Raw genomic sequence first — 26,352 nt, 5'->3', positions numbered from 1 at the left:
ATATTTATGAAAGGGTTTCTATGATAGAAAAAACTACGCCACTAAGCAACGAGAATCTTGCTACCGCTCTTAAAAAAATAGGCGAAAGTCAGAATCGTGTTGCTGTAGTAGGTTCCATGAACGCAGATTACACAATAGTTGCCGACCGTCTTCCAAATCCTGGAGAAACTGTAAACGGAAGTGATTTGCGAGTACTACCAGGAGGAAAATCTGGGAATCAAGCCGTTTCTGCAGCAAAAATCGGCGCGAATGTGCAAATGTTTGGTGCTGTAGGCAGCGACGAAAACGCAGAATTCCTTCTTAACACGCTAGAATCTGCAGGTGTAGACACGTCTAAAATTTTGCACGTAGAAGGCATAAAAAGTGGCGCAACAGTAATAACAGTAGATGCAAAAGCTGGCGAAAACACAATCGTCTATGCTCCAGGATCTAATGCAAAAGTAAGCGTAGATTATATTAGTCAAAACGATGTTAAGAAGGCTATTAGCAGTGCAAGCGTACTAGGATTGTGTCTTGAAAGCCCAATGGAAACTGTAACGGAGGCTGCAAAAATCGCGCGCGCAGCTGGTGTAAAAGTTTTACTTAATAATTCGCCGTTTGTAAGCGAGCTTCCAAGTGAGTTGATTGAAAACGCAAGCATACTTCTTGTAAACGAGCACGAAATGGCGCAATTGCTTAAAATTCGCGAGCCAGAAGATGGCAATTGGGATGATTTTGACTGGTTTGATGCAGCGCGCATTATGCACGAGTATGGCTTTGACGAGGCAGTTGTAACTCTTGGTGCAGAAGGCTCTGTTGTTTTAGATTACAATGCGGAAGATGGTAAAAAGGCTGTTCGCATATGTCCGCAAAAAGTTTCTGCAGTAGACACCACGGGATGTGGTGACGCGTTTATGGGAACCGTTTTGGCAGGACTCGCCGCTGGATTTAGTTTAGCTCAAAGCGCGCAAGTGGCAACATATGTTTCTGCATACGCAGCAACAGGATTTGGAGCGCAATCGTCTTACGGCAGCGCGCAGCAGGTGGTTCGTGCGTTTGAGTAGTGGCGCCGTATGCTGATAGACTAGGTTTGTATGCGTTTTTACCGATTTTGCAAATGGGAAGGCAGATATGTCAACAATTCTTGAAGGCACTCCAAAAAAGCAAATGATGCTAGTAACGGGTAGAGCATATCCGCAACTTGCTGAAGAAACCGCAAAATACCTTGGAATAGACGTTCTAGAAACAACTGCCTACGATTTTGCAAACGGAGAAATGTATGTGCGCTTTACGCAGCCAGTTCGAGGCGCAGACGTTTTTGTTTTACAAGCGCACACCGATCCAATCAACAATTGGATTATGGAACAGCTTCTTATGGTGGACTCTTTAAGGCGAGCATCCGCGCGTAGCATCAATGTTGTTGCACCTTTCTTTGGGTATTCGCGTCAAGACAAAAAGCATCAAGGTCGTGAGCCAATTACGGCGCGACTTATGTTTGACTTATTCCGTTCCGCTGGAGCTACTCGTATTTTGACTGTAGACATGCACGCGGCTCAAGAGCAGGGATTCTTCGACGGACCTGTAGACCACTTAACAGCAATGCCAGTGTTGATTGATTACGTTCGCAACACTATGAGCCTAGAAAACACTACGATTGTTTCCCCAGACGCTGGGCGAATCAAAGTTTCGGAGCAGTGGGCTGCAAAGCTGGGTGGATTGCCGTTAGCGTTTATTCACAAAACGCGAGATACAACAAGGCCAAATCACGCGGAAGCGCACGGAATTATTGGCGATATTCAAGGCAGAGATTGCATTGTTGTAGACGATATGATTGACACGGCTGGTACGATTTGTGAAGCTGTGCGCACGCTTAGAGGAGCAGGCGCGAAGTCTGTTACTTTGGTGGCAACTCATGCGCTTCTTTCGGGACCTGCAGTAGAGCGACTTAAAGGTTGCGGCGCTCGCGAAATCATTTTGACAGACACTGTTCCTGTTCCAGAAGAAAAGCGCTTAGAGAATATGACGGTTCTTTCGATTGCGCCTCTTCTTGCTGCTGGAATTAGGTCCGTGTTCAGGTCTGGATCGCTTGTTTCGCTTAGAAACGCACTTCCGGAAGACATGAAGCATAGAAATATTTACGCTCATTAGTGTGGTTGATTAGCTGCGCGGTGGTGAGTCGCCAGCATGATGTAGACTTAGTAGGTTGTTCGTAAAATTAAATATGCAGAAAATTATGCAAAAAATATTGCGTAATATTGCGTAGTAACTTAATTTGCGAACGATTTGCAAACACACTCCTGCTGTGGAAATGCCACAGCCGAATAGTCCGAAGGAGGTGGGTGATGTCTGCACATAAGTATGAACTGATGTTCATTGCCGATCCAGAGCTTGATGAGCGCGGTCTTAAGAAGTTGACCGAGCAGTATCTTGAGCTTGTCACCAAAGAGGGCGGTTCCGTTGACGGTACCGACTACTGGGGTCGTCGTAAGCTTGCCTATGAGATTGATGGCAAGACTGAAGGCAACTACGTTGTAGTGAATTACACTGCTGAGCCAGCTCTTAGCGATGAGCTTGACCGTGTTTTGAATCTTAACGAGTCTGTAGTCCGCACGAAGATTCTTCGCAAGGACGCAAAGTAAAGTCAAAAGACGCAAAGTAAAGTCAAAATAAAGTTGGATTTTTGTTCTAAAATCTCAAAGTAAGAAAAGTCTTAAAGTAGGGAATGAGGCTGCAATGGCTGGAGAAACTGTTATAACGGTGATCGGAAATTTGGCTAAAGAGCCAGAAACTGCCACCAGTTCTAACGGCAGTGTTAGAACTTCTTTCACAATTGTGTCTAATTCTTCGACTTTTGACAGAAGAACAAATAGCTACATCAATGGCACACCATTATCGCTTAGATGTGTTGCATGGGGAGACTTAGCTGAGCATTGCGCACAAACCCTTGCAAAAGGAATGCGCGTTATTGTTCAAGGTAGGTTGCGTGCAAACAACTACGTTGATAAAAACAGCAACGAAAAGCGATACAGCATCGATTTGATGGTTGACGAAATTGGACCATCCCTGCGATTTGCTACCGCTCAAGTTAATCGTTTGAGCTCTAGAGGCGGTTTTGCGGGGAACAATGGTGGATTCAATCAAGGATCAGACTTTGGTGGATACGCTGGTGGCGCTAATGCTAACGCTGCTGCTGGCGGATACACTGGAGGATATGCTGGAGGCGCGAATTATGCGAATAATGCGGCATCTGCTGCTGGCATTAATTCTGGTTCTCCTATGCAGAATGCTTCTAATCAGGGTGTGAACGTTGAAGATCCGTGGAGCGCTTCGGCTCCTTCAAACGACGGGTTTGCTACGTTTGGAGCTACTTCCGATTTTGGAGGAGCAGACGAAGAACCAGAATTCTAGTTTTTACTAGTTTACTAGTTTACTAGTTTACTAGGCGAGATAATGGCGGTTAATCCGCGGTTGCTTGCGACTATCTGGTTAGGCGTTTGCCAGTCTAATCTAAAATATAATTTAGAATTTGATTTAAAATCTAACTAAAAATTGACTTTTATCAACTTAAAAACATCAGTTTAGCGTATAAACAAAAATAAACGTTTATAACGCATTTAAGAGAGGACATCCTATGTCACGTAAGAGGCCGCAACCACCGGTCAAGCCTTTCAAAAAGAAGCCAAATCCTTTGAAGGCTGCCAAGATTACTGAAATTGATTACAAGGACGTTGCTTTGCTGCGCAAGTTCGTTTCGGACCGCGGCAAGATTCGTTCCCGTCGTATTACTGGTGTAACCGTACAGGAACAGCGCAAGATCGCGAAGGCAGTTAAGAACGCTCGCGAAATGGCTTTGCTCCCATACGCCACCACTGGTCGCTGATTGAGAGGATAAGAACATGGCAGAAACCAAGGTTATTCTCACCAAGACCGTTGCAAACTTGGGTCACTCTGGTGACGTTATTACTGTTAAGGCTGGTTACGCACGTAACTACTTGATTCCACAAGGCTTAGCTTTTGCATGGAATAAGGGTGCTGCTTCCCAGATTGAAGCAATGCGCCGCGCTCGCTTGGCTAAGGCTGTTGCCACTCGTGAAGAGGCTGTTGCAGCTAAGGCAGCAATCGAAGGCACTGTTGTGGAAATCGCTGCTAAGGTTAGCGAATCTGGCAAGCTCTTCGGTGGTGTTTCCGCCGATAAGATTGCTGCTGCTTTGGCTCCAAAGGCCGCTGTTGAAGCACGCGCTATTAGCGTTGCTGCAATCAAGACCACTGGCGAATTCCCAGCAACTGTGGCTCTTCACCCAGAAATCACTGCTTCCTTTACTGTTAAGGTTGTAGCTGAGTAGTTAAACGTGTTCCAGCTTCCCACGCGAGTGTTGCGAGTTTTGTAGGATTCTTGCGGATTTGCGAGTTTTGTAGGATTTGCGCTGTATTTGCGTTGGGAAGCAATCCATTTGGATTGATCTTAAGCATTGGCTCTGTGTGAGTTGTGGCGAGTTTTACTTGCTGCGACTCACACAGAGCTTTTTTTATTCTTCCTCATTTTGTACGTGTTTTGGGTCAAATATGGTACAAAGTGCGGAGTTGTTTTCCCGAGTTTGTTGTTCAACGCGCTGATTAGAGCTACAAAGTGCGGAAGTTTATGTAGTGAGTTTGTACCGAGTTTACAGCGTGTCGCGATACAAACGCACTACATGAAGCGGAAAATGTGAATGTGTTGTGTGCGTATAGCGCAAATCGTGGTGTTTAATCGCTTTAGCGACTAGATTATAAAAGTTGGGCAAATAAGCTTAAACGCGCATCAATTAAGCAGTGCCAACAAATAAACCATATGTGTCGCAAAGGAGGATTAGTGACTGAGTGCAACACTTTAGAGAATTGCCACGCATCCAATCCGTGCGAGAGTAAGAATGCGCACAAGAATGAGCGTGATAAAGAGCACAAGAACGAGTTCAATAGTATGCTCGTGGTTGCGCGCGCAAAAAATCGCGTTGGCAGAGGCACAACTTGCGCAAAAGTGATTCTTTTTGGCGAACACTCAGTTGTTTACGGCTACAGCGCAGTAGCGCTTCCATTGCAAAATCTTAAGATGCACGCAACAGTAACAAGTGCACGAACACTCAACGACACAAGCGCCACAGCAAACGAAGGCAAAAGAGCAGAATTATGCGATTCAGCAGAAGACCTTGGCTGCCAGATGCAAAACCTCATAACACTTAAAGCACTAGGATTTGATGGTCTTTTACGAAGCGCACCTGCGCGATTCGCGTCGATTAAAACCGCAATACAAGAGGCATTACGTTTTGCCAATTGGCAGGGCGAAGCATTGCAAATAGAAACCGCTTGCGATTTTCCTCCAGAGCGAGGATTGGGGTCTTCGGCGGCAGCAGCAGGAGCAGTGATCCGCGCAATACTCGACTACTACAGTATCAATGCCAGCGATGAAAAACTATTCGAGATTACGCAAGACGCAGAACGCGTTGCGCACGGGAAAGCATCTGGATTAGACGCCACAGCAACTAGTGCTATGTTGCAACAGCCAGTTCGCTTCTTAGATGGCAAATTTAGCCGAATGACCATAAGCCCAACAATACGCGCTTGGATTGTGCTAGCCGATTCTGGATTCAAAGGAACAACAAAAGTAACAGTAGAAGCATTACGCAAAAAACGCGATAGCCAGCCGAAAATCGTAAATGCACTTTTGCAAGAGCTTGGTCAAATCGCTCTTAACGCAGAGAATGATTTAGAGTTTGGCAATATAAAAAATATTGGATCGAGCATGACTCGTGCTCACAAAATTCTTGCGGAATTAGGTATAAGTACGCCATTTTTAGACGCTCTAGTTAAAAATGCTTGCGAAAATGGTGCTCTAGGAGCAAAGCTTACAGGCGGAGGCGGAGGTGGATGCATTATAGCCATTGCGCAAAGTCAGGAGGATGCGTCTAAAGTAAGCATAGCGCTTAAAAACGCTGGAGCAGCTAGAACGTGGATTGTAGAAATCGGGCAATAATCAAAACAAATGCGTTAGTATGCTTTAAAAGCGCTTTAAAAACTAAAGACTTAAGAAAGGATACGCGTGGAAAACGTTGAAATTGAGCCAAAAATAGCGTTTAACGTGCTTGATGATTTTGATGCGTTTAATAACAGTAATCGCGGAGCCGCTTTTACAGCTACGGCAAACGCAAATATTGCGCTAATCAAATATTGGGGAAAACGAGATGAAGCTCTGATTTTGCCATATGCTTCCTCATTATCTCTGACTTTAGACGGATTTTCCACAACAACCAAAGTACGATTTGATGATTGCCTAGAGGAAGACTCGATTTGTTTAAACGGAGTAAACTTTACAGGCGATTTACTTCAAAGTTCAGAGCGTACGCGAATAGTAAAAATGCTAGATATTGTGCGAAAAATGGCTGGAATTAAGAGCAAAGCACAAGTCGTAAGCGTAAACACAGTTCCAACAGCCGCAGGATTAGCTTCTAGCGCATCTGGTTTTGCGGCACTTGCGTCTGCAGCATCATACGCCGCAGGATTAAAACTAAGCCCACGCAACTTATCGATTCTAGCTCGCAAAGGATCTGGATCAGCATGCAGGTCGATTTACGGCGGATTAGTATTATGGAACGCTGGCACAAGCGACGAAACGTCTTACGCAGAGCCAATCGAAACACCAGAAGAGCTTCAACTTGCAATGGTAGCTGTTATTTTAAACTCTAGTAAAAAGAAGATTTCAAGCCGTGAAGCAATGCGACGCACAGTAGAAACATCACCAATCTACGTAGACTGGATCAAGAACTGCAAAAAAGACCTAAATACGGCGTTATCAGCTATCAAAAATTGTGATATTCAAGCATTGGGAGAAGTATCGGAGAGAAACGCTTTAGGAATGCACGACGCAATGCGCGCAGCTGCTGAAAGCGTAAACTATTTAACAGATGAAACGCATGTTGTGCTTAACGTTGTGCAAAAAATGCGAGATGAAATCGGACTTCCTGTTTGGGCTACAATGGATGCTGGTCCGAATGTTAAAGTTTTAACTAGCGCGGAGCAAGTTTTGCGAGTTAAAAACGAGTTGAGTTTGCGCGTGTTGAGTGAGATTAAGCGTTTGCGCGAGTCGCAGGAATCGCCGTCATTTAGCAGCTTTGCGCAATCCAATCCGCAGTTTGTTATTGCACGCCCAGGAAGTGGCGTTAGCATACGGAGAGAATCATGACTAATGAGCAAGCTTTAGCGCCTGGAAAACTTTACATAGCAGGCGAATACGCTGTTGTAGATGGATGCGCTGCAATCGTAGCAGCTGTGAATCGTTATGTAAAAGTTACGGTTGACGATGACAACCTACTAATACGTGATAGTCATGGAAAAACGTATAACAGCTGCGACTTTAATAAAAAAGAATCCGAAAAAACTAATCTTAAAAAACTAGATTTACCAACATTTTACGGAAAAATCACGAGTGAGTCTAAAAACTATAAGCCTCTTTATTGGAAGCGTGGAATTTTCGGCAGGGAATTTATTTTAGACGAAAAAGATGCAGAAGATACAAATATGAGCGCAAAAGACTCAACGGATGCTTGCGACTTGCCAGCGGAAAAGTCGCCAGCAACCAGCGATGAACAAAACCAAGATTCTCAAATAAAAAAATTAAAAAAAATCTATTCATACGTATTTTCCGCAATGCAAGTAGTAGACAATTTTGCGCGCGAAACAAAAGAAGTAAAAAACGTTCTACTAGATGAAGGAAATCCAGCCATAAACCTATACAATCTACGAATAGAAAGTGATTTAGACGATAAAAAAACAGGCAAAAAATACGGGCTTGGATCATCTGCAGCCGTAACGGTGGCGGCTGTGCGAGCGCTGTGCAAATGGTACGGATTAACGCTCACAACGCCAGAACTGTGCAAACTAGCCATAATTGCATCGTCGCTAGTAAAAAAGTCGGGAAGCGGCGGAGACGTGGCAGCAAGCACATACAGCGGATGGGTAATGTACCGAGCGTACAATCGCGAATGGCTTGAAGCAGAAATAGAAATGATTGAAAGCGGCGACTCAAGTCTACACAAGCTGCTTAGAAAAAAATGGCCGCGATTTGAAGTAAAACGATTAAAAGTAGGCGCAGGCTTACGACTCTTAGTTGGGTGGACGGGGAGTCCCGCCAGCAGCGCGGAGCTCGTTGGAAGCGTAAAAGCTGGAGTGGAATCTGGCGATTTAACCGCGCACAATCCTGCTAAAACAAGCGCTAAGACTTACGTTAAAACATACGAAGATTTTTGTGTGCAAAGCGAAAAATGCGTGCAAAAAATCGCGAATGCGCTAGAAAACGGGAACATAGACGCATTGTTAAGCGGATTCGCGCAAAATCGTGCGCTTTTAAAAGATCTTGGCGAAATCACGGGAACGCTAATCGAAACGCCAAAACTCACGCGGCTAATAGAAGTTGCGGATAATGTCGGATTGCCAGCAAAAACAAGCGGCGCAGGTGGAGGAGATTGCGGAATCGCGATTGCTCGCGCGGAAGATTTTGATGCTGTGTCTGCTCGCATTGAAGAAGAATGGCGAAACAACGGTATTGAGGCGCTTGGTCTGAAAGTCGCAGAATTTGATGAAAGTAGCGACCTTTCGCTTATTGAACAACGCAAAGACGATCATATAGAAATCGCATATCGTCAATACAATGCGCAAGCGGAGTCTGGTTTTGAACACGTACGATTTATTCCAAACGCGTTGCCACAACTAGCGCTAAATGATGTGGATACAAGCGTAAGAGTGTTTGACGAAACCACAAAATGGGATACTCCGCTGTATATTAACGCAATGACGGGCGGAAGCAAAAAAGGCGAAAATATAAACGAGTCGCTAGCAAGAGTAGCTGCAAAAACTGGCTTAGCAATGGCTTCTGGCTCGCTAAGCGCAGCGCTTAAAAATCCGCGGCTTGCAGAAACATTCAGTGTGATTCGTCGCTTTAATCCGCAAGGATTTGTAATGGCGAATGTAAGCGCAGGAGCAAGCGCTGAGCAGGCAATTAAAGCCGTAGAAATTTTGCAAGCAAACGCATTACAAATCCACCTAAACGCGGCACAAGAGCTTGTGATGAGCGAAGGAGACCGCGATTTTAGTGCGTGGCTTAACAATATTGAGACAATTGTAAGCGCGCTTGACTCAATGAAAGTGCCAGTTGTTGTTAAAGAAACTGGATGCGGAATGAGCGCTCGGGATGTGTTGCGCTTGCAAAATGTGGGCGTGCGCGCTGTAGATGTTGGCGGACGCGGCGGCACGAATTTTGTTGCGATTGAAAACGCAAGGCGTGGGCGTGAAAGCGGCTACGAGTTCCTCGATTCTTGGGGGCTTACAACTGTTGAATCGTTGATAGACATAGCGCAATGCGATGAGATTTTGCGCGAGCCGCGCGATAGTGCGCAAATGCAAGTGTTTGCAAGCGGAGGAGTGAGAACACCGCTTGATGTTGTGCGCTCATTGCGGCTTGGTGCAAGCGCTGCTGGAGTTGCTGGCGAATTTTTGCACACGCTTATTAGCGAAGGAGAAGATGCGCTTGTTGAGCAAATTGAGTCTTGGAAGGCGCAGATTCGTGTGATTATGGCGTTGCTTGGATGCAAGAATATTGAGGATTTGCGCGAAAATTCGCGGATTTTGATTGAAGATAAGTCGTGCGCGCTTTAATGTCGGACGTGGTGATATACTTGTGTAGTTGTGCGTTCAAGCATGCTTATTTGTTTATGCGATTTAGCGTCGGTTAGTCGCGTGGGCGGTTTGCGTGGGTGAGCGACGCAAGACTTGCAAGTCAAAGAAAATAGGAGTCCAATTATGGCAGCTCGTTGCGCAGTATGTGGCAAGGGACCGCAAACCGGTTTCAGCGTTTCACATTCGCACATCCGCAATAAGCGCACCTTCCGCCCGAACCTTCAGCCGGTTCGCACCACCATTGATGGCGAAAATGTTCGCCTTCGTGTGTGCGTAAAATGCATTAAGGCAGGCAAGGTTCAGCGCGTTGAGGCGTGAATCGCGTGTTAGATGTAAGGCCCTGAGCAGTGCTCGGGGCTTTTTTATTTCCCTATTTTTCGCTTAAATCGTAGCACGATGATTATAATCGAAGTATGGCAGCACGCATAACACTAAACACAGCAATATCATCAATCATAAGCAACAAGAGACGCGCGTCTGCCCTAAAATCACTAGGCGTAATCACAGTAAAAGACGCGCTAACATACTACCCATTTAGAGTCACAAATCCGCTAAAATCCACGCATTTAAGCCAGATTATTCCAGGGCAAGAAGTGGCGTTCTCGGCGATAATACAATCCATAAACATAGTGCAAATGGCGGCGCGAAGAGGATATCGGCTAGAAGTAAACGTAGCGCAAGATGCAGCACAAGCACAGATTGTGTATTTTTCAAAGAACAGACAATACGTGCAATGGGTTAGTGGCAGAATTGCAGTAGGACAAACCGTTGTTGTAGGAGGCACAAGCGGCGAGTTCAATGGGAGACTACAGTTTACACATCCGCAGATTCTAACTGTTCGAGCAAAGAGTGGCGAAAGCGATGATTCTGCTTATAATACTGATGCGCGCATGCAAAGCAGCGATGATTTTTCTGTGCAAAGTGTAGAAGAAGGGATTGAAAAACTTTGCGCCCCACAACCGATTTACCACGCAAATTCGAGAATATCTAGTGAACATATTCACGATACGATTTTAGGATTATTGCAACTTTTTAAGAATTGCGATTCCGGCGATTCTAAAGTTGATGCTACAGATGTTCCCGATACAGATGTTCCCGATACAGATGTTCCCGATACAGATGTTCTTTCAGATATTTTGCCAGACGTTCTGCCACAATTCGTGACAAACAGTAGAAACCTAATGCACCGCGCAGCAGCATTCGAATCAATCCACAACCCACAAAACAAAAACGACTTTGAAAACGCAATACACACAATGCGCTACGAAGAAGCATTCATATCACAAATAGCAGTTTTGCAATCACGCAAAAAATCAGGGGAAAATAAGTCATACGCGTGCGAAAACAGCGAGCTAAGAAAACACTTTGAAGAAAGCCTACCATTCGAGTTAACAGAAGGACAAAAAAACGTTATTGCCGAAATAACAGCAGATATGCAGCGCGCGCAAAACACAATACGCAGTGCGGAACAGCGAAATACAGAACAGCGAAATACAGAACAGTTCCCTAAAGAACAACGCCCAATGAGACGCCTATTACAAGGAGAAGTCGGCTCCGGAAAAACAATAGTAGCAATGAGCGCAATGCTACAAGCCGTAGGATCAGGACACCAAGCAGTACTAATAGCCCCAACACAAGTATTAGCATCACAGCACGCCACAAACCTACAACAGATGATTGAGCGTGCAGGGCTAAACGTTGAAATAACGCTCATAACAGGCGGAATGAAGCTAGCCAGCAGACGAAGTGCACTAGCAAAAGTAGCAAGTGGAAAGCCAGCGATTATTGTGGCAACACACGCAGCTTTCTCCGCAAGCTTTAAACCAACAAACCTAGCGCTGGTGATAATCGACGAACAGCACAGATTTGGCGTAGAACAACGAGACACACTACTACGCAAGATAAGCGGAAACGCGGTTCCACACTTGTTAGTTATGACAGCCACACCAATACCGCGATCCGCAGCAATGACATGGTTCGGAGATCTAGACGCATCCTATTTAACAGAGCTTCCAGGCGGACGCAAACCAATCCGCACCTTTGTAATAAACGAAGAAGACTCGCACAAGATGGCATCCATGTTCTACCACATTCGCTCCAGAATCGATGCAGGAGAGCGAGCATACGTTGTATGTGCTCGAATAGACAGTGAAGACACTGAAGAAAACAACGATAATACTTACAATACTTACAATAATGCGGATGCAGTCTACCAAGAAAACCAAGACTCATACACACTAAATTCACAAAATACACAAATCACACAGCGAGAAGTACACACAGTTTTACAAATATCAAAACGCTTACAAAACCTACCGCAATTCAAAGGCGTAAAATTCGCACAACTAACAGGTCGTACAAGCGACGAAGAAAAACGCGAAATAATGCACAAATTCGACAGTGGACAAATACAAATCCTAGTTTCCACAACGGTTATAGAAGTCGGAGTAGACGTAGCAAAAGCCAGTTGTATAGTGATTTTCGACGCAGACCGCTTCGGGCTAGCGCAACTACACCAGCTCAGAGGACGAGTTGGACGTTCAGGCACACAATCCTGGGCTTTCCTAGTTTCAAACGCACCAAACAACCAGTTAGCAGCTGAACGTTTACAAGTAGTAGAAAACTCGTTAGACGGCGCCATAATAGCCCAAAAAGACCTAGAATTAAGAAACGTTGGAGACGTTCTAGGAGACAGCCAGTCAGGTGGAAAATCCAGTCTAAAACTATTAAGAGTAGTAAAAGACGCAAAAATCATTGCAGAAGCAAGAGAGGACGCAAACAAGCTACTAGAACACGACCCAAACTTACTAGAACATCCACAAACAGCTGGAGCAGTCTTAGACTTTACGCAAGGTAGCAGCACAGCAATACTAAGCAATTAGATTCATAAAATCAGATTAATAAAACACAGATTGCCCAAGTAGTTTTGTACAAAAATCGCTTTTAATAAGCTGAAAGCACTATTAAAAGCGGCTGATAACGATTCAACACCCAGACGCCAAATAAAAAATAATAAATAAAAAAATAATATATATTTTCACAATAAACGTGCGAAAAAAACAATTTTTGAATATCCTAGATATATAGAAAGGTAAAATCGCGAGAGATGAGGCAAAGATGACTGAGCGCGAACAACAAATTCTATCGTGGATTCAACAGAACCCTATGATTAGTCAGCAAGAACTTGCAGACCTAGCAGGAATAACAAGATCAGGCGTAGCTGCACACATTTCCAATCTTATTCGCAAAGGATACCTTAGAGGAAAAGGATATATAGTCACACCACCTAGCTACGTAACAGTAATAGGCGGAATAAGTATGGACGTTCTGGGAATCGCGTGCGGAGACCTAATGGACTACACTTCAAACGCTGCAAAAGTACGATACGCGCTAGGCGGAGTCGGACGAAACATAGCTGTGGCACTAGAAAGAATGAACACACGAGTAAGCCTAGTATCCGTGTACGGCGGCGACCACAACGGAGAATTATTCAAAGTCGACGCGTCTGTAAACGGATTAGAAATAGGATACTCAAAGCAGCTACCAGACGCAATGACAGCATCATACATGTATGTAGGAGACGCATCGGGGCAAAGGCTTTTAGCACTAGACGATATGAGCATCTACGATTACATGACACCAGACTTCTTGCGCGAAAGAATATCGATAATAGAAAACGCAGACATAGTTGCACTAGACACCAACATTTCACAAAAATCCTTTGAATGGGTGTGCGACAACTATCACAGACCAATAATGGTGCGCGCAATAACCGACGCAAAAGCTCCACGAATACTTTCCAGACTACACTGCATAGACACACTCATATTAGACACAGCCGAATCGCAGGCGTTAACAGGCATTTGTGCGGTAGACGAAAAATCTGCAGTAAGATGCGCTAAGGTATTGCTAAAACGCGGAGTTGGACATGTGTTTGTTAACTCGGGGCGCGAGGGAGTAGCGTATGGCGTAGCGGACGAGGGAGTAGCGTTCTATCCCGTACCGCTAAAACGTGTACAAAGAATGATTGTTGCGCGCGGAAACGGTGGAGAAGGCGTGCGCGCGGTTGGCAACGACAATGGATCAAGCGATGCTGCTACAGCGGCGTTGATCTACGCTAGGTATAATCATTTTGATAACACAAAGACAGGGCGATTCGCTGTAGCCGCCGCAGCTCTTAACACGGAGTCAGTAGAAGCTGTGCACGAGTCGATGACTCCAGAGCTTGTAATGGAGAGAATGGAAAACATTCACGAGCGCGTGTGAGTGCCGAATCTCTACCTTTGGTGTTGAGCAAAAAATTAGCCTGAGAATGGTGCGCAAAATATGATTTCTGCAACATTCTCAGGCAATTATTAAAAGAATGAAAACGAATGAATTAGATTAGTGAATCACTCGCAATCTTCTGGCTTAGGAATCAAGAACGAGCATGCAAACGCCAAAGCAAGTAGCACGATTCCAGCAACCATCGAAGCAATATATCCAGCTGATGCTCCAGCAGATTGTACAAAATTAGTCATAACAGCGTAAAGAATCGCAAAGCTCAAGCCTGCACCAAGATTAAACGCGCCAGCATTCATTCCAGGCAAATATCCAGGATTATCCTTTGGCGAAAGCACAATTCCAAGACCGTTAAGCATAATGTTTGCAACGCCAGCATAACTTATACCAAGCCACAAAGAAAGCACTACAAGCGCCCAAACAGAAGGCGAGGCTGCAACATAAATTCCAAATACCACGCCAAGAACGCTCACAAGAATTCCAGCACGCAGCACCAGACGATACCCGAACTTTGCAGCAAGCATACCCGCAACAGGTCCAAACACGAAGCCGATGATTGCGTAAGGGGTAAGAGTTGCGAAGCTTACGATGTCCGCACCCATTCCAGCGCCAGCCTTAGCATCTTGAGCTAGCTGTGGAACAACGCCGTTCATAATTGCAAATACTCCAGTCATAGTAAGAAGTGTGCAAGAAAGCAAGCCCCAAGTGCGGCGTTGACTCATATATTTTGTAGAAACAAGAGGAGCAGAGTTTTTGCCCTCTACGTTCCAGAACACTACAAAGAATACTGCTGCAAGAACCACAAGACCTGCTACAAGACTCAAATTCGCGCCAGCAAGTTTACCAATCTCGTTGATAGCAAGATATGCTGCTAGGAATGCTATGCCAAGGGTTACAACTCCAACCCAATCCATCTTTGGAGTATCTTGAGCATGGGATTCTTCAGCATAGAAAGCAACCAAAAGAACAGCGATTATACCAATTGCTGCCATAGTCCAGAATACGGATCTAAAGCCAAAGTTTCCTGCAAGCCAGCCGCCAAGAAGCGCATCAACGCCTGCAATACCGCCGTTCACAGAAGTCAGAATTGCCATTAGCTTTGCGTAGCGTTTTTCTTCACTAACGCGCACGCGAAGCATAATCAAGCACATTGGCACAACAGGTCCGCTTGCTCCTTGAAGGATTCGTCCAATCATAAGAACTGTTACATTTGGCGCAATAGCGCTAACTGCACAACCCAAAATAGTGGAGATTAAAATTCCAGTAAGAACCTTTTTTCGTCCAACAAGATCAGCTAAACGCGGCAAGAACAGCGAGAATAATGCTGCTGCAGTAAAGAATACTGTTTGCGTTAAGGCGATTTGAGAATCCGTTGTTTTAAGCTCTCGAGTCATTGTTGCTAGAGCTGGAGAAAGCATAGATGCGTTAAGCTGGAATGCGAAAATCGCCACAAGCAGCGCTACCATAAGCGCTACGATTGATCGTCCACCCTTATCCAGCATAGATGGTTTTTTAGATGAAACCTCAGTCATGATTAACCTCTATTTTCAATTACCTCAATTATTTCAATTCTTTTAAAGCGTCAATAATCAAATCCCAGAACTTGTTAAAGTCGAGTTTAGTTGCCACTTGAGTATGGCACTTGTCAGCCGATGGCTCTGGTCCACGCAAATCTGCTACCGTCATGCCAAGCGTCAAATCTCCATTAATCTCAACGTCTACAGGGCATCTGCGAGTTTGTACAACGCTGTGATCTATCAAATATGCAACCGTGCAAGGATCGTGAACTGGTGGGTCGATAAAGTCTTGGTTGTTCTTGTATGCCTTACGGAAGAAGTCCATCAATCCGCTTGCAAAAGCAGAAAGAGGCGTACCGATAGCGTCAATCCTAGCTTGTACTTCTGGAGTGCAAAGTGCCTGATGAGTTAAATCAAGACCAACCATTGTAATAGGCCAATCTTCATTAAACACAACGTGAGCGGCTTCAGGATCTACCTTAATGTTAAACTCTGCAACTGCGCTCCAATTGCCAACGTGATAGCCGCCGCCCATGAGAACGACTTCCTTAACTCGGCTAACGATTCGTGGCTCTAAGCGAACTGCCATAGCGATGTTTGTAAGAGGTCCAGTTGGTACAAGTGTGATCGTGCCTGGCTCATGACTCATTATTGTGTCAATAATCCAGTTTACTGCGTGTCCCTCATCTAAAGGACGAGTCGGCTCTGGCAGAGTCACGCCATCCAAGCCAGTTTCTCCGTGAACAGCAGCAGCAACTTCTAGAGGACGGATCATTGGGCGGTCGCAACCTGCGTGCACAGGGATATTTGTAGCATGTGCCATTTCTAGCGTTGCTCGCGCATTGTAAGTCACCTTTTCTAGGCTTTGATTGCCGCCGACTGTTGTTACGCCAAGCAAATCGATGTTTGGATTGCCAAGCGCTAGCAGAATAGCCATAGCGTCGTCATGACCTGGATCGCAATCTAGAATGATTGAGGTCATTTTAACTCCTTAGTTGTTTAGTTATATTGATATGTCAGTTGTAGATGGGATTTAGATATTTTATGCTTAGGCTTTTTAGCAAACTTCATTGTTTAGCGTAGTCTGGGATAAATCGTCAGAAACCTGTGCTAAGCAACATTTGTTTATATAAATAAACAAATGACCGTTCCAAGTATATCAATAACAAAATTCGACACAAGTCTAAATAATTTAAAATGATATGCTTGAAACATGCACGTAATTGCAGGAAGATTTAAAGGCACGCCATTATGCGCTGCAAAGTCATGTACAAGACCAACAACAGATCGCACAAAAGAGGCGATTTTTTCTAGACTCGACTCATGGGGAGTATGCGATGGCGCTCGCGTACTCGACTTATTTGCCGGAACCGCGGCGTTAGGCATTGAGGCGATTTCTAGGGGCGCAAAAGAACTCGTGTGCGTAGAAGCGAACGCAGCTGCGGCGGCGTTAATAACAAAAACTGTTAAAGTACTACAAAGTCAAGGCGCGTGGAGTGAAGATTTAAGCGCTCGCGTAAATAAAAAGCGCGCGGAGCAGTTTGTGCAAGACTACAGCGGCGAAGCTTTCGATTTGGTGTTTATAGATCCGCCGTACGCATTAGAGACAGAGCAAGTTGAGCTTTTGATTGAGAATATGGTCAGTAAGGGAGTTGTAAGTGCCGCAGCTGACACGCTTATTGTTTTAGAGCGTAGCGCGCGCAGTGTTGCGCCTAAGATTTGTGCTGGGTGGGAGATTTTCGACACGCGCAACTATGGCGAAACTGCTGTTATGTTCATTCAATCTACTAATTGACCTTTATAGGCGTTTTGGTGAATCGCCAGAAACCTCCCACCCAAGGCTAATCAGAGTTTTTCTATCCTGCTTACTAAGCGACTTGCAATCAAGTTTCTCAATCAAATCTGGTCTAATCCGGCTAGTGCGCGCTAGTGCATCATCTCTGCGGAATCGATTCACTTTAGCGTGGTCGCCCGAAGTAAGAATCGCAGGCACGCTAATGTCGCGCCAAGTTGTGGGACGAGTGTATTGGTGATGCTCAAGAATCGCATCCGCGCCAGTGTACGACTCTTCAACAATCGACTCTGGGTTACCCATAAAGCCTGGAATCAAGCGCGTAATGGCCTCTACCATAACGCTAACAGCCACTTCTCCGCCGTTAAGAACGTAGTCGCCAATGGAATATTCGCGCACATCTACTCCGCGCGATTTATAGTATTCTGGGATTCGCGCGTCATAGCCTTCGTAGCGTCCGCACCCAAATACGAGTCGCTTTGCGCTTGCTAATTGTGTAGCGTCTTTTTGCGAAAACAGTGGGGCAGAAGGGTTTGGGAAGATTAGAACTGTGCCGTTATCGCCATTATCGGCTTTGTTATCGTCATTATCGGCGTCATCTCCATTATAAAGCAGCTCATCAAGGCATTCCGCCCACACTTCTGGCTTCATAACCATTCCAGCGCCGCCCCCAACTGGCGTATCATCAACAGATTGGTGAACGTCATGCGTCCATTTTCTAAGATTATACGCGTTGATTTTAAGCAAGCCATTATCTTGCGCTTTACCAAGCAAGCTCAGATCTAGCATGCGAAAATATTCAGGGAACACGGAGATTATGTCGATTTGCATTTTATAAAGCCTTTAAGCTTAAATCATGTGTTTTAGATTCCTGGGATTAATCCACCTGGAGGATCTAAAGTCAAATATTTTTCTTTAAGATTAACTTCTGGAACCAGTGCTTGAACGAAAGGCACTAGCGCAGTTTTCTCATCGCCAACAGGAGTTGAAAGTCGGATTTTAAGCAATGATTGAGCACCATCAATAACGTCTACGACTTTGCCGATTTCACGCGGCGCAACTCCAAGTGAATTATTCTCACAAATGCGCGCGCTAAGACCCACCAAATCCTTAATATACCAAGCATTTTCTTGCTCTAACTCTTGCGCGCTTTGAGCCTTAGTGTAAAGCTCCAAGCCGTTTAAGGCCTCTGCATCGTTGCGATTTAGACTTTGTTCAAAAAGCAAAATCCAACGGCTTTTAAACGTTCGCGCAGACTCGATTGTAAACTCGCGCTCGCCGTCTTGCGTGTAAAGCACATTGCCTGCTTTAAAGCGCTCATGAGGTTCGTCGGTAAAAATTTGGACAGTGACTTCGCCTTTTAGTCCTTGCGCTTTTCCAATACGACAAACCCTCAGTAGGTTGTTTGAACCTTGCTGAGGGTTGTCAAAAAGTTGGTTTTTAGCCACGTTCAATCTCACTTACGTACGTCCATAATGTCTACGCGAACGTTGTGGCGGCTTAAAGCCTGTACAACAACGCGAATGGCATTAGCGGTACGACCGTTTCTTCCAATAACTCTACCGATGTCTTCTGGATTTACGCGCACGCGCAAGAGTTCGCCGCGAGCGTTTTCGTGAGAACGCACGGACACGTCATCTGGAAAATCAACGATGTTTTTAATGAGATGTTCCACAGCTTGAGCCAGCATAATTACTCAGCCTTTTCCTCGGCTTCAGCATCTGCTGCTGGAGCTTCTTCAGCTTCGTTCTTAGCGGCTTCTGCAGCAGCCTGAGCCTTTGCAGCGGCTTCGGACTTAGCAGCCTTAAGCTTCTGAGCTTCGGCTTCTACAGCCTCAACGCGAGCCTGTGCGTCTGGACCAGCTTCGCCAGTCTTCAAAGTGCCTTCTGCACCTTCAAGACCCTTGAACTTCTGCCAATCGCCAGTAATCTTTAGCAGCTTCAACACTGGTTCGGTTGGCTGTGCGCCAACGCCAAGCCAGTACTGTGCGCGGTCAGACTTAATCTGAATCAAAGATGGCTGCTTGTTTGGATCGTAGATGCCGATCTCTTCGATGGACTTGCCGTTACGCTTGTTGCGTGAATCAGAAATTACAACGCGATAGAAGGCGTAGAACTTCTTGCCCAATCTCTTAAGACGAATCTTGGTTGCCAAAATGGCTCTCCTTATAACTAGAGTCGTAGAATTTCGCTCGGGTGTGGGGCACTCCTTGCGAGTTCCACTGTTCCTCGCGTGGTCGATAAGAGGGCTTCGATTCACGCGAATAACTTTTCTATTATGACTGATTGCGTGGACGTTCGCGCGCTTAGACCGCGCGAGCGAAACATCTCATTCGCTGCGAAAAATCTCGAATCTCTACCTGACTTAGTGGGGTATTGTATGCAAAGAGCATAGTTATTCGCGTGAAGAAGCGCTTTGACTGAGCTTGAAATTGCATAACGCATTTCAAGCTCCTTCAAAGCGTGATTTGGCTCAAGCATAAAGTCCAGTGGACTTTATGTGCCAAATCAGCCGAGCGGCTACTAATATCCGTGAGGAATAGAGCTAGATGTGGATTGAAACGCAAACGATTAACGCAAAGTGGTCGCTTCCATCCACGCGAATCGCGCGTTGCTCTGTGGCTATAGCGTTGCATCCTGTTGATTTTACTAGCACATGGTCAAGTGCAAGATTCGGCCATTTCTGCCACGTTGGCCAAGTCTTTAGTCGCTTGCCGATTTGCATTGATGCGTCTAAAAAGCCTGATTTTAGTAGCGCTCTAAAGCTTGGGTGATCTGGAGTAGAGTTTAAGTCTCCGCCGATTATTGTGACTTTTTTGACGTCTTTGACGTTGTTTTCATTATGATTTTCGCCGATTTTTGCAAGCGCCATTATTCCGTTGCTCCAAGCCGCACATCCGCGCATAGGTGACTTTGGATGCGCAGAAGCGAATGTTATTAAAAGATTTTCCGCGGATGAGTCGCAAGTAACCGCCGTAACAATTGGCACGTTTGCTGCATCAATTTTAATCGACTTACCAAAAGATTTAACATTGCTTAATCGCGTATAAATCGCGTTAAAGCCGCCATTTTCATGTCCGTTCGCGCTTCCCAATTGCACATGCGCAAAATCGTGTTTAATCCCAAGTTTTTCAAGGTTTTTTACAAGTTTTTTGCTTACTTCTTGTAAAAGAATCGTATCGATTTTATGCGTTTTTGCTAACTTTATTATTTGACTTGCGTTTGCGCGACCATATCTGCAATTAAGCGTCATAACGCGGATTTCTCTCGATTTTTCTAATTGACGCTCTAGAGTATTTTCCCACGTTTGTTTCCGTTTTTGCTGTTTTGGTAAACAAATGCGGGCATGTGTTCCCGCGTTTGTTTCCGTTTTTGCTGTTTTGGTAAACAAATGCGGGCATGTGTTCCCGCGTTTGTTCCCGTTTTTGCTGTTTTGGTAAACAAATGCGGGGAAGTGTTCTTGAATTTGTTTCCGCAATCTTACTGCCCAATACGGCGTATACGATTTTAAAGAGATTAAGAACAACACAGCATATGCAACGCACAAGAGTACATAAGATTTATAAAATTCATTTTGCGAGCGCGTTGCAACCGCAGCCACAGCGCTAACGACTAGCCCAAGCACAGCGCAAAACGGCGCAATTGGAAGCAACGCAATAACATAGGGCAGTGGCTTTAGTCTATCCGCTCCAGCTGGCAGCCACCTAAGTAGCTGCCAAGCTAGAAGCAAAACAAGTGCAACAAGTAAAATCGCAAGTAAAATCGCGTAAATCATCTACTGATTGTTTGGATTATATGTTTATTTGCGTTATTCACATTATCTGCCGAAAAGACCTGCGAGTCCGCCGCCCAAATTAGGCGGTAAATCAGGCATTTCGTCAGCAAAGTCGCCTTCGCCACTCATAAGATTTTGAAGATTTTCTGGCAAATTATTAGGCAAATCCTGCTTCTTCTTCATAAAAGCAGACTCGCCATTCGCGTCATCATTTGCACTATTTGCAGAAGAATTTCCAGACAAGCGTTCTCTAAGCGCGCGCTCCTCGGCCTCGCGACGCATAGGATTACCAGACTTTCCGCCCTTCTTCTTGCTCTTCTTGTCTTTACGCTTAGACTTTCCGCCAGGACCGCCAAACCCAGGCATTCCGCCCATTCCAGGCATTCCTGCGCCGCCGCCATTGCTCATGCGCTTCATCATTTTAGCTGCTTGCTCAAAGCGTTGCAAAAGCGCATTCACTGCAGAAACTGGAACGCCTGCGCCAGATGCAATGCGGGCGCGCCTAGAACCATCAATAATCTTGGTGTCTTTGCGCTCTTTAGGCGTCATCGAACGAATAATCGCCTCTGTGCGGTCTATCTCGCGGTCGTCAAACTGTTCAAGTTCCTGCCTGTGCGCTGCCATTCCAGGCATCATACCAAGAATCTTCTTCATAGAACCAAGCTTTTTAACCTGCTGAAGCTGATCCAAAAAGTCGTCTAGTCCAAAAGTTCCTTCAGATATTTTAGCGGCAGCTTTTCTAGACTCTTCCTCGTCAAACTGCTTTTGCGCATTCTCAATAAGCGTTAGAATATCGCCCATGTCGAGGATTCTTGAAGCCATTCTATCTGGATGGAAAATCTCAAAATCCTTCAAACCTTCGCCAGTAGAAGCGAACAAAATCGGCTTTCCTGTAACGCTTGCAACAGATAGCGCAGCGCCGCCTCGTGCATCGCCATCTAACTTAGAAAGAACAACGCCCGTAAAGTCAACGCCCTCGTTAAACGCTTGAGCGGTGCGAACAGCGTCCTGACCAATCATGGCGTCTATAACAAACAGAATTTCTTGCGGATTAACAGCATCGCGAATTTCGCGCGCCTGCTGCATAAGAGCATCGTCCACGCCGAGGCGACCAGCGGTATCGATAATAACCGTGTCGTACATTTTTGCGCGCGCGTAGTCAATAGAATCTCGCGCAACTTTAACAGGGTCTCCAGTGGCTAAACCAGCCGAAACGACTTTGCTGCCGCCGTCACTTTGTACGCCTCGCTCTGGCGCAAAAATCGCCACACCTGCACGCTCTGCAACAACTTCAAGCTGCGTAACGGCGTTAGGACGTTGCAAATCCGCCGCAACAAGCAAAGGCGTATGACCCGAATCCTTAAGCCAGTAACCCAACTTTCCAGCGAGCGTTGTTTTACCAGCGCCTTGCAAACCAGCAAGCATGATTACAGTTGGTGGATATTTTGCAAAGTTCAGCGGTCTATCAACGCCTGAACCCAAAACGTTTGTAAGCTCGTCGTTTACAATTCGCACAACTTGCTGAGCAGGATTCAGCGCGCTAGAAACTTCCTCGCCTAGTGCGCGCTCGCGAATTTTAGCAGTAAACGATCGCACAACATCTAGAGCTACGTCTGCGTCTAAAAGCGCACGGCGAATTTCACGAATCGTGCCGTCGATGTCTGCGTCGGATAATTTCCCTTTTCTGCGCAAGTGTTTGAATGCGCCAGAAAGTCTTTCTGTTAACGAACTAAATGCTGCCATAATTGCTCTATTCTACAGGTTGTTTGGAATGTTTTGTTGTATTGCTTTTTATTATGTTTACATTGCTTTTGCTTAAGACAAATGCCACGATGATCCTTGTGCGCAATCTTCGATTACAACGCCGGCGGCGGTTAAAGAGTCGCGAATCGCGTCTGCGCGTGCAAAATCCTTAGCTGCGCGTGCAATCGCTCTTTGTTCAAGCTGATTTGCAATCAAAGATTCAAGAGCCTTGTGTTCCGCGCTTGCGCCATTATTCGCACCCAAATCCTGCGATTTTTGCGCGTTGCTGCGCCATTGTGGAGAGTAAGGATCTAGTCCAAGAGTGTCTAGCATTGCGCGAACTTGCAAAACACAAGTCCTAATAAGGCTTTTAATGCCGTTGCTTTGATTTTCGTTTTGATTTTGCGCATAGTCATCCAAAAGCGCGTTACCAGAGCGAATCGCAGTAAAAATCGCAGCCAGTGCGCCCGAAACGTTAATATCGTCGTTCATAGCTTTAGTAAAATCTTCTGGAAGATTATCTGCATCAATGCTTTGAACTTCCGCATAATCTGGCTGATTTTCGATTACGCGATTTGCGCGCTCGAGGAAGTTAGATACGCGATCATAAGCAGATTGTGCTTCGTTCAGAGACTGATCTGACCACTCAAGCATTGCGCGATATTGCACGCCGCCTAGCGCGTATCGCACAACCCACGCGGATTTTTGAGCCAAAACAGATGGAACAGAAAGACCGTTTCCCAGGGATTTGCTCATTTTTTCGCCTTTAGATGTAACCCACGCGGAGTGCATCCACACGTTTGCGCTTTTCCATCCAGCAGCAAGTGTTTGCGCCATCTCGTTTTCGTGGTGTGGGAAGCGCAAGTCAAGTCCGCCGCCGTGAATGTCGAAAGCATCGCCAAGATAGCGGTGGCTCATTGCCGAGCATTCAATGTGCCAACCTGGGCGTCCTGCTCCAAACGGCGTGTTCCAGCGCGCGTCTTTTTGGTCAAAATCGCAAGGTGCTTTCCAAAGTGCAAAATCGCGAGCATCGTGCTTATCTGGGCTTGCGTCAGCTGGGTCAATCGGATTGTATTTGTCGGCTTTGTCAGCACTATTGCTGTCATCAGAATTACCATTTTGATGCGTTAGCGCGCCGTAATCTTGCCAACTTGGCACACTAAAATACACGTTTCCAGTAGGATTTCCATTTGCGTCTGTTATTGCGTATGCATGACCGCGATCAATAAGGCGTTGTATAAGCTCCACCATATCGTTTATGTGACCAGTTGCGCGCGGCTCCACAGTAGGCGGCATAACGCCAAGAGTGTCGTAAGCTTTAGTGAACTCGCGCTCGTAAATGTAGGCGCGCTGCCACCATGTTTGACCATTTTCGCTAGCTTTTTTGATGATTTTATCGTCAATATCTGTAACATTTCTAACAAAAGTGACAGTGTAGCCAAGGCGCAAAAGCCATCGGCGAACAACGTCGAAGGCGATTGCGGCGCGAATATGACCTATATGAGGCGAGCTTTGCACAGTCGCGCCACACACGTACATTCCAACGTGGCCAGGAGTAACCGTTGTAAACTCGCTAGTGTTGTGCGTTGCTGTGTTATATAGGCGCAATCGTGCCGCTGCTGCTGTAAGAGTTCTGTTCGTATTTTCAAGCATAATCTCAATTATATGTTTAGCTAATAACTCACGCGTTAAGCTCGAGGTTGTCGATTCGAGTATTTGTTGCGATTATGACTTATGCTTGTATAAACATGAGTCGCAATCAACAAAGCGCGATTTGTACGAAAGGGATGCAATGACGTTTTCAAATGATTCAAAGTATAGCGAAGATCCAAACGCTGCTAATTTGAACGCTGTTATGGAAGACGATTCACAAAGCCTCCCAGATTCTGGGTCTAGCACAAGCACGAGCGTACTTGAAAAGCCAGAGGTAGATGAATCAGCGCGAATGGACGATGGCGGTGATGCAGACCGCTTTGCACACTACGTTTCCAAGGATCGCGTAATCGAATCGCGACTAACTGGCCGTCCTGTTGTAGCACTGTGCGGAAAAGTATGGATTCCAAAGCGCGAAGCTAACGACTACCCTGTTTGCCCAGAGTGCAAAAAAATCTACGAAGAGATGAACAGTTTTGGGTTCTAGCCTAAAACGTTGATTTCTGTAGGAATCGCAGGGTCGCCACGCATAAGACTTTGAGCAGAAATCGGAAGTCTGCTAAGTGCTTTAGCACAATAGTCCTGTGCGCGCATAATTGCGTCATGACCCATAAACTCTGTATTAAATTCGCCATTTTGCACATAGTCAACTAGCAAATCTTCCCAAGAATCTTGCGGCTTAAAAGTCGCGAGCGCATTCTCTGAGCCAGAAATTACATGCTCACAATCGGCTACGCCATTGCTAGCTACGCCACCATTCACATCGACGCTAAAATCGTAGGAACGGTACGCAAGCTTACGCCCTGGAACAGTCGCCTTATTCTTAGACTTCTTAGCAACAGGTTGCATAACTCCATCCGCGCCTTCACGTTCTGTGAGTTTATAAACCATTGCGCAAGTAGGCGCGCCCGAACCTGTAACAAGCATTGTTCCAATGCCGTAGGAATCGACTGGCGCATTTTGCAAAGACGCGAGCGCATACTCGTCCAAATCGTTCGTAACCGTGATTTTAGTATTTTTAGCACCCAACGCATCGAGCTGTGCGCGAACGCGACGAGCCATAACGCACAAATCGCCCGAATCAATGCGCACGCCGCCAAGATCCGCACCAGCAACTTGCACGGCGGTTTTAACAGCCTCTTCTACGTTGTACGTGTCTACAAGCAATGTTGTGCCTTTTCCGAGTGCTGCAATTTGTGACTCAAAGGCATCGCGTTCCGAATCGTGCACAAGCGTAAAGCAATGCGCGGCCGTTCCAATCGCCTTAAGCCCGTAAAGCTTTGCCGCAAGCAGGTTTGCCGTGCCTTTAAAACCGCCGATTACCGCCGCGCGAGAAGCAGCCACAGCCGACCACTCGTTTGTACGCCTGCCACCCATATCCATGCACGGCCTTCCAGCAGACGCGGAAACCATGCGTGCGGCGGCGCTCGCCACTGCGCAATCGTAGTTAAGCACGGAAAGTAGCAACGTTTCTAGCAACGTGCACTCGCCAAAAGTGCCTTCAACTTGCAAAATCGGCGAATCTGGGAAGAACATTTCGCCTTCTCTGTAACCGCGGATTTTGCCGCTAAAATGGTAGTTTTCTAGCCATTTAATAGTGTCTTTGCTTACAATTTTGCGGTCTTGCAAAAATCGCAAGTCATCGTCGCTAAAGTGGAATCGCGCTAGCTCCTCTAGGATTCTGCCTGTGCCTGCTACCACTCCGTAGCGGCGGCCTTGAGGAAGGTGACGCGCAAAAATCTCAAAAACGCATTTGCGGTCTGCTGTGCCGTCTTTTAGCGCCGCGTCTAGCATTGTGTACTCGTACATGTCGGTCATGAGTACGGAAGAGTTTGTGTAGGACTTTACTTCGGACTTTGCTTCAGACTTTGAGAAATCAAAAGAATCAAGCATTTTCAATCCTTTCTTGCG

Annotated in this window: 25 protein-coding genes; 14 read left to right on the top strand and 11 right to left on the bottom strand. The window is 45.9% G+C overall.

The genetic code is table 11. The features are described from left to right. Positions 1 to 20: 20 nt before the first annotated feature. The 6 genes from HXT24_RS06460 to rplI all read left to right on the top strand — a co-directional run bounded on the left by HXT24_RS06460 (position 21) and on the right by rplI (position 4,322). On the top strand, positions 21 to 1,043 hold the full coding sequence (locus HXT24_RS06460) for a ribokinase (protein WP_422119380.1): 1,023 nt from the start codon (positions 21 to 23) through the stop codon (positions 1,041 to 1,043). Between the two features lie 67 nt (positions 1,044 to 1,110). After that, positions 1,111 to 2,127 (top strand): ribose-phosphate diphosphokinase, encoded by a 1,017-nt coding sequence (locus tag HXT24_RS06455; RefSeq protein WP_004121184.1) that lies wholly within the window; start codon positions 1,111 to 1,113, stop codon positions 2,125 to 2,127. Positions 2,128 to 2,321: 194 nt separating this feature from the next. Beyond that, positions 2,322 to 2,618: a 30S ribosomal protein S6 gene (gene rpsF / locus HXT24_RS06450; protein WP_004112977.1), complete on the top strand. Its 297-nt coding sequence runs from the start codon at positions 2,322 to 2,324 to the stop codon at positions 2,616 to 2,618. A 94-nt stretch (positions 2,619 to 2,712) separates the two neighbouring features. Then, positions 2,713 to 3,387 (top strand): single-stranded DNA-binding protein, encoded by a 675-nt coding sequence (gene ssb, locus HXT24_RS06445; RefSeq protein WP_019261511.1) that lies wholly within the window; start codon positions 2,713 to 2,715, stop codon positions 3,385 to 3,387. 223 nt (positions 3,388 to 3,610) lie between these two features. After that, positions 3,611 to 3,859, top strand: coding sequence for a 30S ribosomal protein S18 (gene rpsR / locus HXT24_RS06440; RefSeq protein WP_004105399.1), 249 nt, complete (start codon positions 3,611 to 3,613; stop codon positions 3,857 to 3,859). 16 nt (positions 3,860 to 3,875) lie between these two features. Further along, positions 3,876 to 4,322, top strand: a complete 447-nt coding sequence (rplI, locus tag HXT24_RS06435) for a 50S ribosomal protein L9 (RefSeq protein ID WP_004121179.1) — start codon at positions 3,876 to 3,878, stop codon at positions 4,320 to 4,322. Here rplI and HXT24_RS06430 read toward each other — a convergent pair. Next, positions 4,303 to 4,449 carry a hypothetical protein gene (locus HXT24_RS06430; protein WP_422119379.1) on the bottom strand — a complete coding sequence of 49 codons (147 nt, stop codon included), beginning with the start codon at positions 4,447 to 4,449 and terminating at the stop codon, positions 4,303 to 4,305. The two genes, rplI and HXT24_RS06430, sit on opposite strands and share 20 nt — an antisense overlap. Before the next feature lie 379 nt (positions 4,450 to 4,828). Here HXT24_RS06430 and mvk point away from each other — a divergent pair, with 379 nt between their 5' ends. The 6 genes from mvk to HXT24_RS06400 all read left to right on the top strand — a co-directional run bounded on the left by mvk (position 4,829) and on the right by HXT24_RS06400 (position 13,947). Beyond that, entirely contained in the window at positions 4,829 to 5,986 is a 1,158-nt protein-coding gene (gene mvk / locus HXT24_RS06425) for a mevalonate kinase (RefSeq protein ID WP_422119378.1), read from the top strand. Positions 5,987 to 6,052: 66 nt separating this feature from the next. Further along, positions 6,053 to 7,192, top strand: a complete 1,140-nt coding sequence (gene mvaD / locus HXT24_RS06420; RefSeq protein WP_422119377.1) for a diphosphomevalonate decarboxylase — start codon at positions 6,053 to 6,055, stop codon at positions 7,190 to 7,192. Further along, positions 7,189 to 9,660 carry a type 2 isopentenyl-diphosphate Delta-isomerase gene (gene fni / locus HXT24_RS06415; RefSeq protein WP_422119376.1) on the top strand — a complete coding sequence of 824 codons (2,472 nt, stop codon included), beginning with the start codon at positions 7,189 to 7,191 and terminating at the stop codon, positions 9,658 to 9,660. Before mvaD ends, fni begins: the two co-directional genes overlap by 4 nt. Before the next feature lie 144 nt (positions 9,661 to 9,804). Continuing rightward, positions 9,805 to 9,999 carry a 50S ribosomal protein L28 gene (gene rpmB / locus HXT24_RS06410; protein WP_004105392.1) on the top strand — a complete coding sequence of 65 codons (195 nt, stop codon included), beginning with the start codon at positions 9,805 to 9,807 and terminating at the stop codon, positions 9,997 to 9,999. A gap of 95 nt (positions 10,000 to 10,094) precedes the next feature. After that, positions 10,095 to 12,563: an ATP-dependent DNA helicase RecG gene (locus tag HXT24_RS06405; protein WP_422119375.1), complete on the top strand. Its 2,469-nt coding sequence runs from the start codon at positions 10,095 to 10,097 to the stop codon at positions 12,561 to 12,563. 235 nt (positions 12,564 to 12,798) lie between these two features. Continuing rightward, positions 12,799 to 13,947, top strand: a complete 1,149-nt coding sequence (locus HXT24_RS06400; RefSeq protein WP_101886566.1) for a PfkB family carbohydrate kinase — start codon at positions 12,799 to 12,801, stop codon at positions 13,945 to 13,947. A 125-nt stretch (positions 13,948 to 14,072) separates the two neighbouring features. Here HXT24_RS06400 and HXT24_RS06395 read toward each other — a convergent pair whose 3' ends face one another. After that, positions 14,073 to 15,494 carry an MFS transporter gene (locus HXT24_RS06395; RefSeq protein WP_004113477.1) on the bottom strand — a complete coding sequence of 474 codons (1,422 nt, stop codon included), beginning with the start codon at positions 15,492 to 15,494 and terminating at the stop codon, positions 14,073 to 14,075. Positions 15,495 to 15,522: 28 nt separating this feature from the next. Beyond that, positions 15,523 to 16,461 carry a nucleoside hydrolase gene (locus HXT24_RS06390; RefSeq protein ID WP_422119374.1) on the bottom strand — a complete coding sequence of 313 codons (939 nt, stop codon included), beginning with the start codon at positions 16,459 to 16,461 and terminating at the stop codon, positions 15,523 to 15,525. Between the two features lie 231 nt (positions 16,462 to 16,692). Between HXT24_RS06390 and HXT24_RS06385 the strand changes: the two genes are divergently transcribed. Continuing rightward, positions 16,693 to 17,274 carry an RsmD family RNA methyltransferase gene (locus HXT24_RS06385; RefSeq protein ID WP_422119373.1) on the top strand — a complete coding sequence of 194 codons (582 nt, stop codon included), beginning with the start codon at positions 16,693 to 16,695 and terminating at the stop codon, positions 17,272 to 17,274. 3 nt (positions 17,275 to 17,277) lie between these two features. Here the strand turns inward: HXT24_RS06385 and trmD are convergent, their stop codons facing one another. From trmD to cysS, 7 genes are all read right to left on the bottom strand, one after another. Further along, positions 17,278 to 18,102, bottom strand: coding sequence for a tRNA (guanosine(37)-N1)-methyltransferase TrmD (gene trmD / locus HXT24_RS06380; RefSeq protein ID WP_422119372.1), 825 nt, complete (start codon positions 18,100 to 18,102; stop codon positions 17,278 to 17,280). 32 nt (positions 18,103 to 18,134) lie between these two features. Beyond that, positions 18,135 to 18,731: a ribosome maturation factor RimM gene (gene rimM, locus HXT24_RS06375; protein WP_422119371.1), complete on the bottom strand. Its 597-nt coding sequence runs from the start codon at positions 18,729 to 18,731 to the stop codon at positions 18,135 to 18,137. Then, positions 18,728 to 18,961, bottom strand: a complete 234-nt coding sequence (locus HXT24_RS06370) for an RNA-binding protein (RefSeq protein WP_004113470.1) — start codon at positions 18,959 to 18,961, stop codon at positions 18,728 to 18,730. Before HXT24_RS06370 ends, rimM begins: the two co-directional genes overlap by 4 nt. Before the next feature lie 2 nt (positions 18,962 to 18,963). Next, positions 18,964 to 19,425 carry a 30S ribosomal protein S16 gene (gene rpsP, locus HXT24_RS06365; RefSeq protein ID WP_004114571.1) on the bottom strand — a complete coding sequence of 154 codons (462 nt, stop codon included), beginning with the start codon at positions 19,423 to 19,425 and terminating at the stop codon, positions 18,964 to 18,966. A gap of 390 nt (positions 19,426 to 19,815) precedes the next feature. Then, positions 19,816 to 21,045: an endonuclease/exonuclease/phosphatase family protein gene (locus HXT24_RS06360; RefSeq protein ID WP_422119370.1), complete on the bottom strand. Its 1,230-nt coding sequence runs from the start codon at positions 21,043 to 21,045 to the stop codon at positions 19,816 to 19,818. A 42-nt stretch (positions 21,046 to 21,087) separates the two neighbouring features. Then, entirely contained in the window at positions 21,088 to 22,788 is a 1,701-nt protein-coding gene (ffh, locus tag HXT24_RS06355) for a signal recognition particle protein (protein WP_422119369.1), read from the bottom strand. Positions 22,789 to 22,860: 72 nt separating this feature from the next. Then, on the bottom strand, positions 22,861 to 24,441 hold the full coding sequence (cysS, locus tag HXT24_RS06350) for a cysteine--tRNA ligase (protein ID WP_422119368.1): 1,581 nt from the start codon (positions 24,439 to 24,441) through the stop codon (positions 22,861 to 22,863). A 139-nt stretch (positions 24,442 to 24,580) separates the two neighbouring features. Here cysS and HXT24_RS06345 point away from each other — a divergent pair, with 139 nt between their 5' ends. After that, complete coding sequence (locus tag HXT24_RS06345) at positions 24,581 to 24,928, top strand: DUF3039 domain-containing protein (protein ID WP_019261800.1); 348 nt, start codon at positions 24,581 to 24,583, stop codon at positions 24,926 to 24,928. Here HXT24_RS06345 and HXT24_RS06340 read toward each other — a convergent pair. Beyond that, positions 24,925 to 26,334, bottom strand: coding sequence for a nicotinate phosphoribosyltransferase (locus HXT24_RS06340; protein ID WP_415680984.1), 1,410 nt, complete (start codon positions 26,332 to 26,334; stop codon positions 24,925 to 24,927). The genes HXT24_RS06345 and HXT24_RS06340 overlap by 4 nt on opposite strands. Between the last annotated feature and the right edge of the window lie 18 nt (positions 26,335 to 26,352).

Origin of the sequence: Gardnerella sp. DNF00354 (genome assembly GCF_049262755.1) — a bacterium.
GTDB lineage: Bacteria > Actinomycetota > Actinomycetes > Actinomycetales > Bifidobacteriaceae > Bifidobacterium > Bifidobacterium vaginale.
The sequence above is the reverse complement of the archived record's forward strand: the minus strand, read 5'-3'. Positions and strand labels throughout refer to the sequence as shown.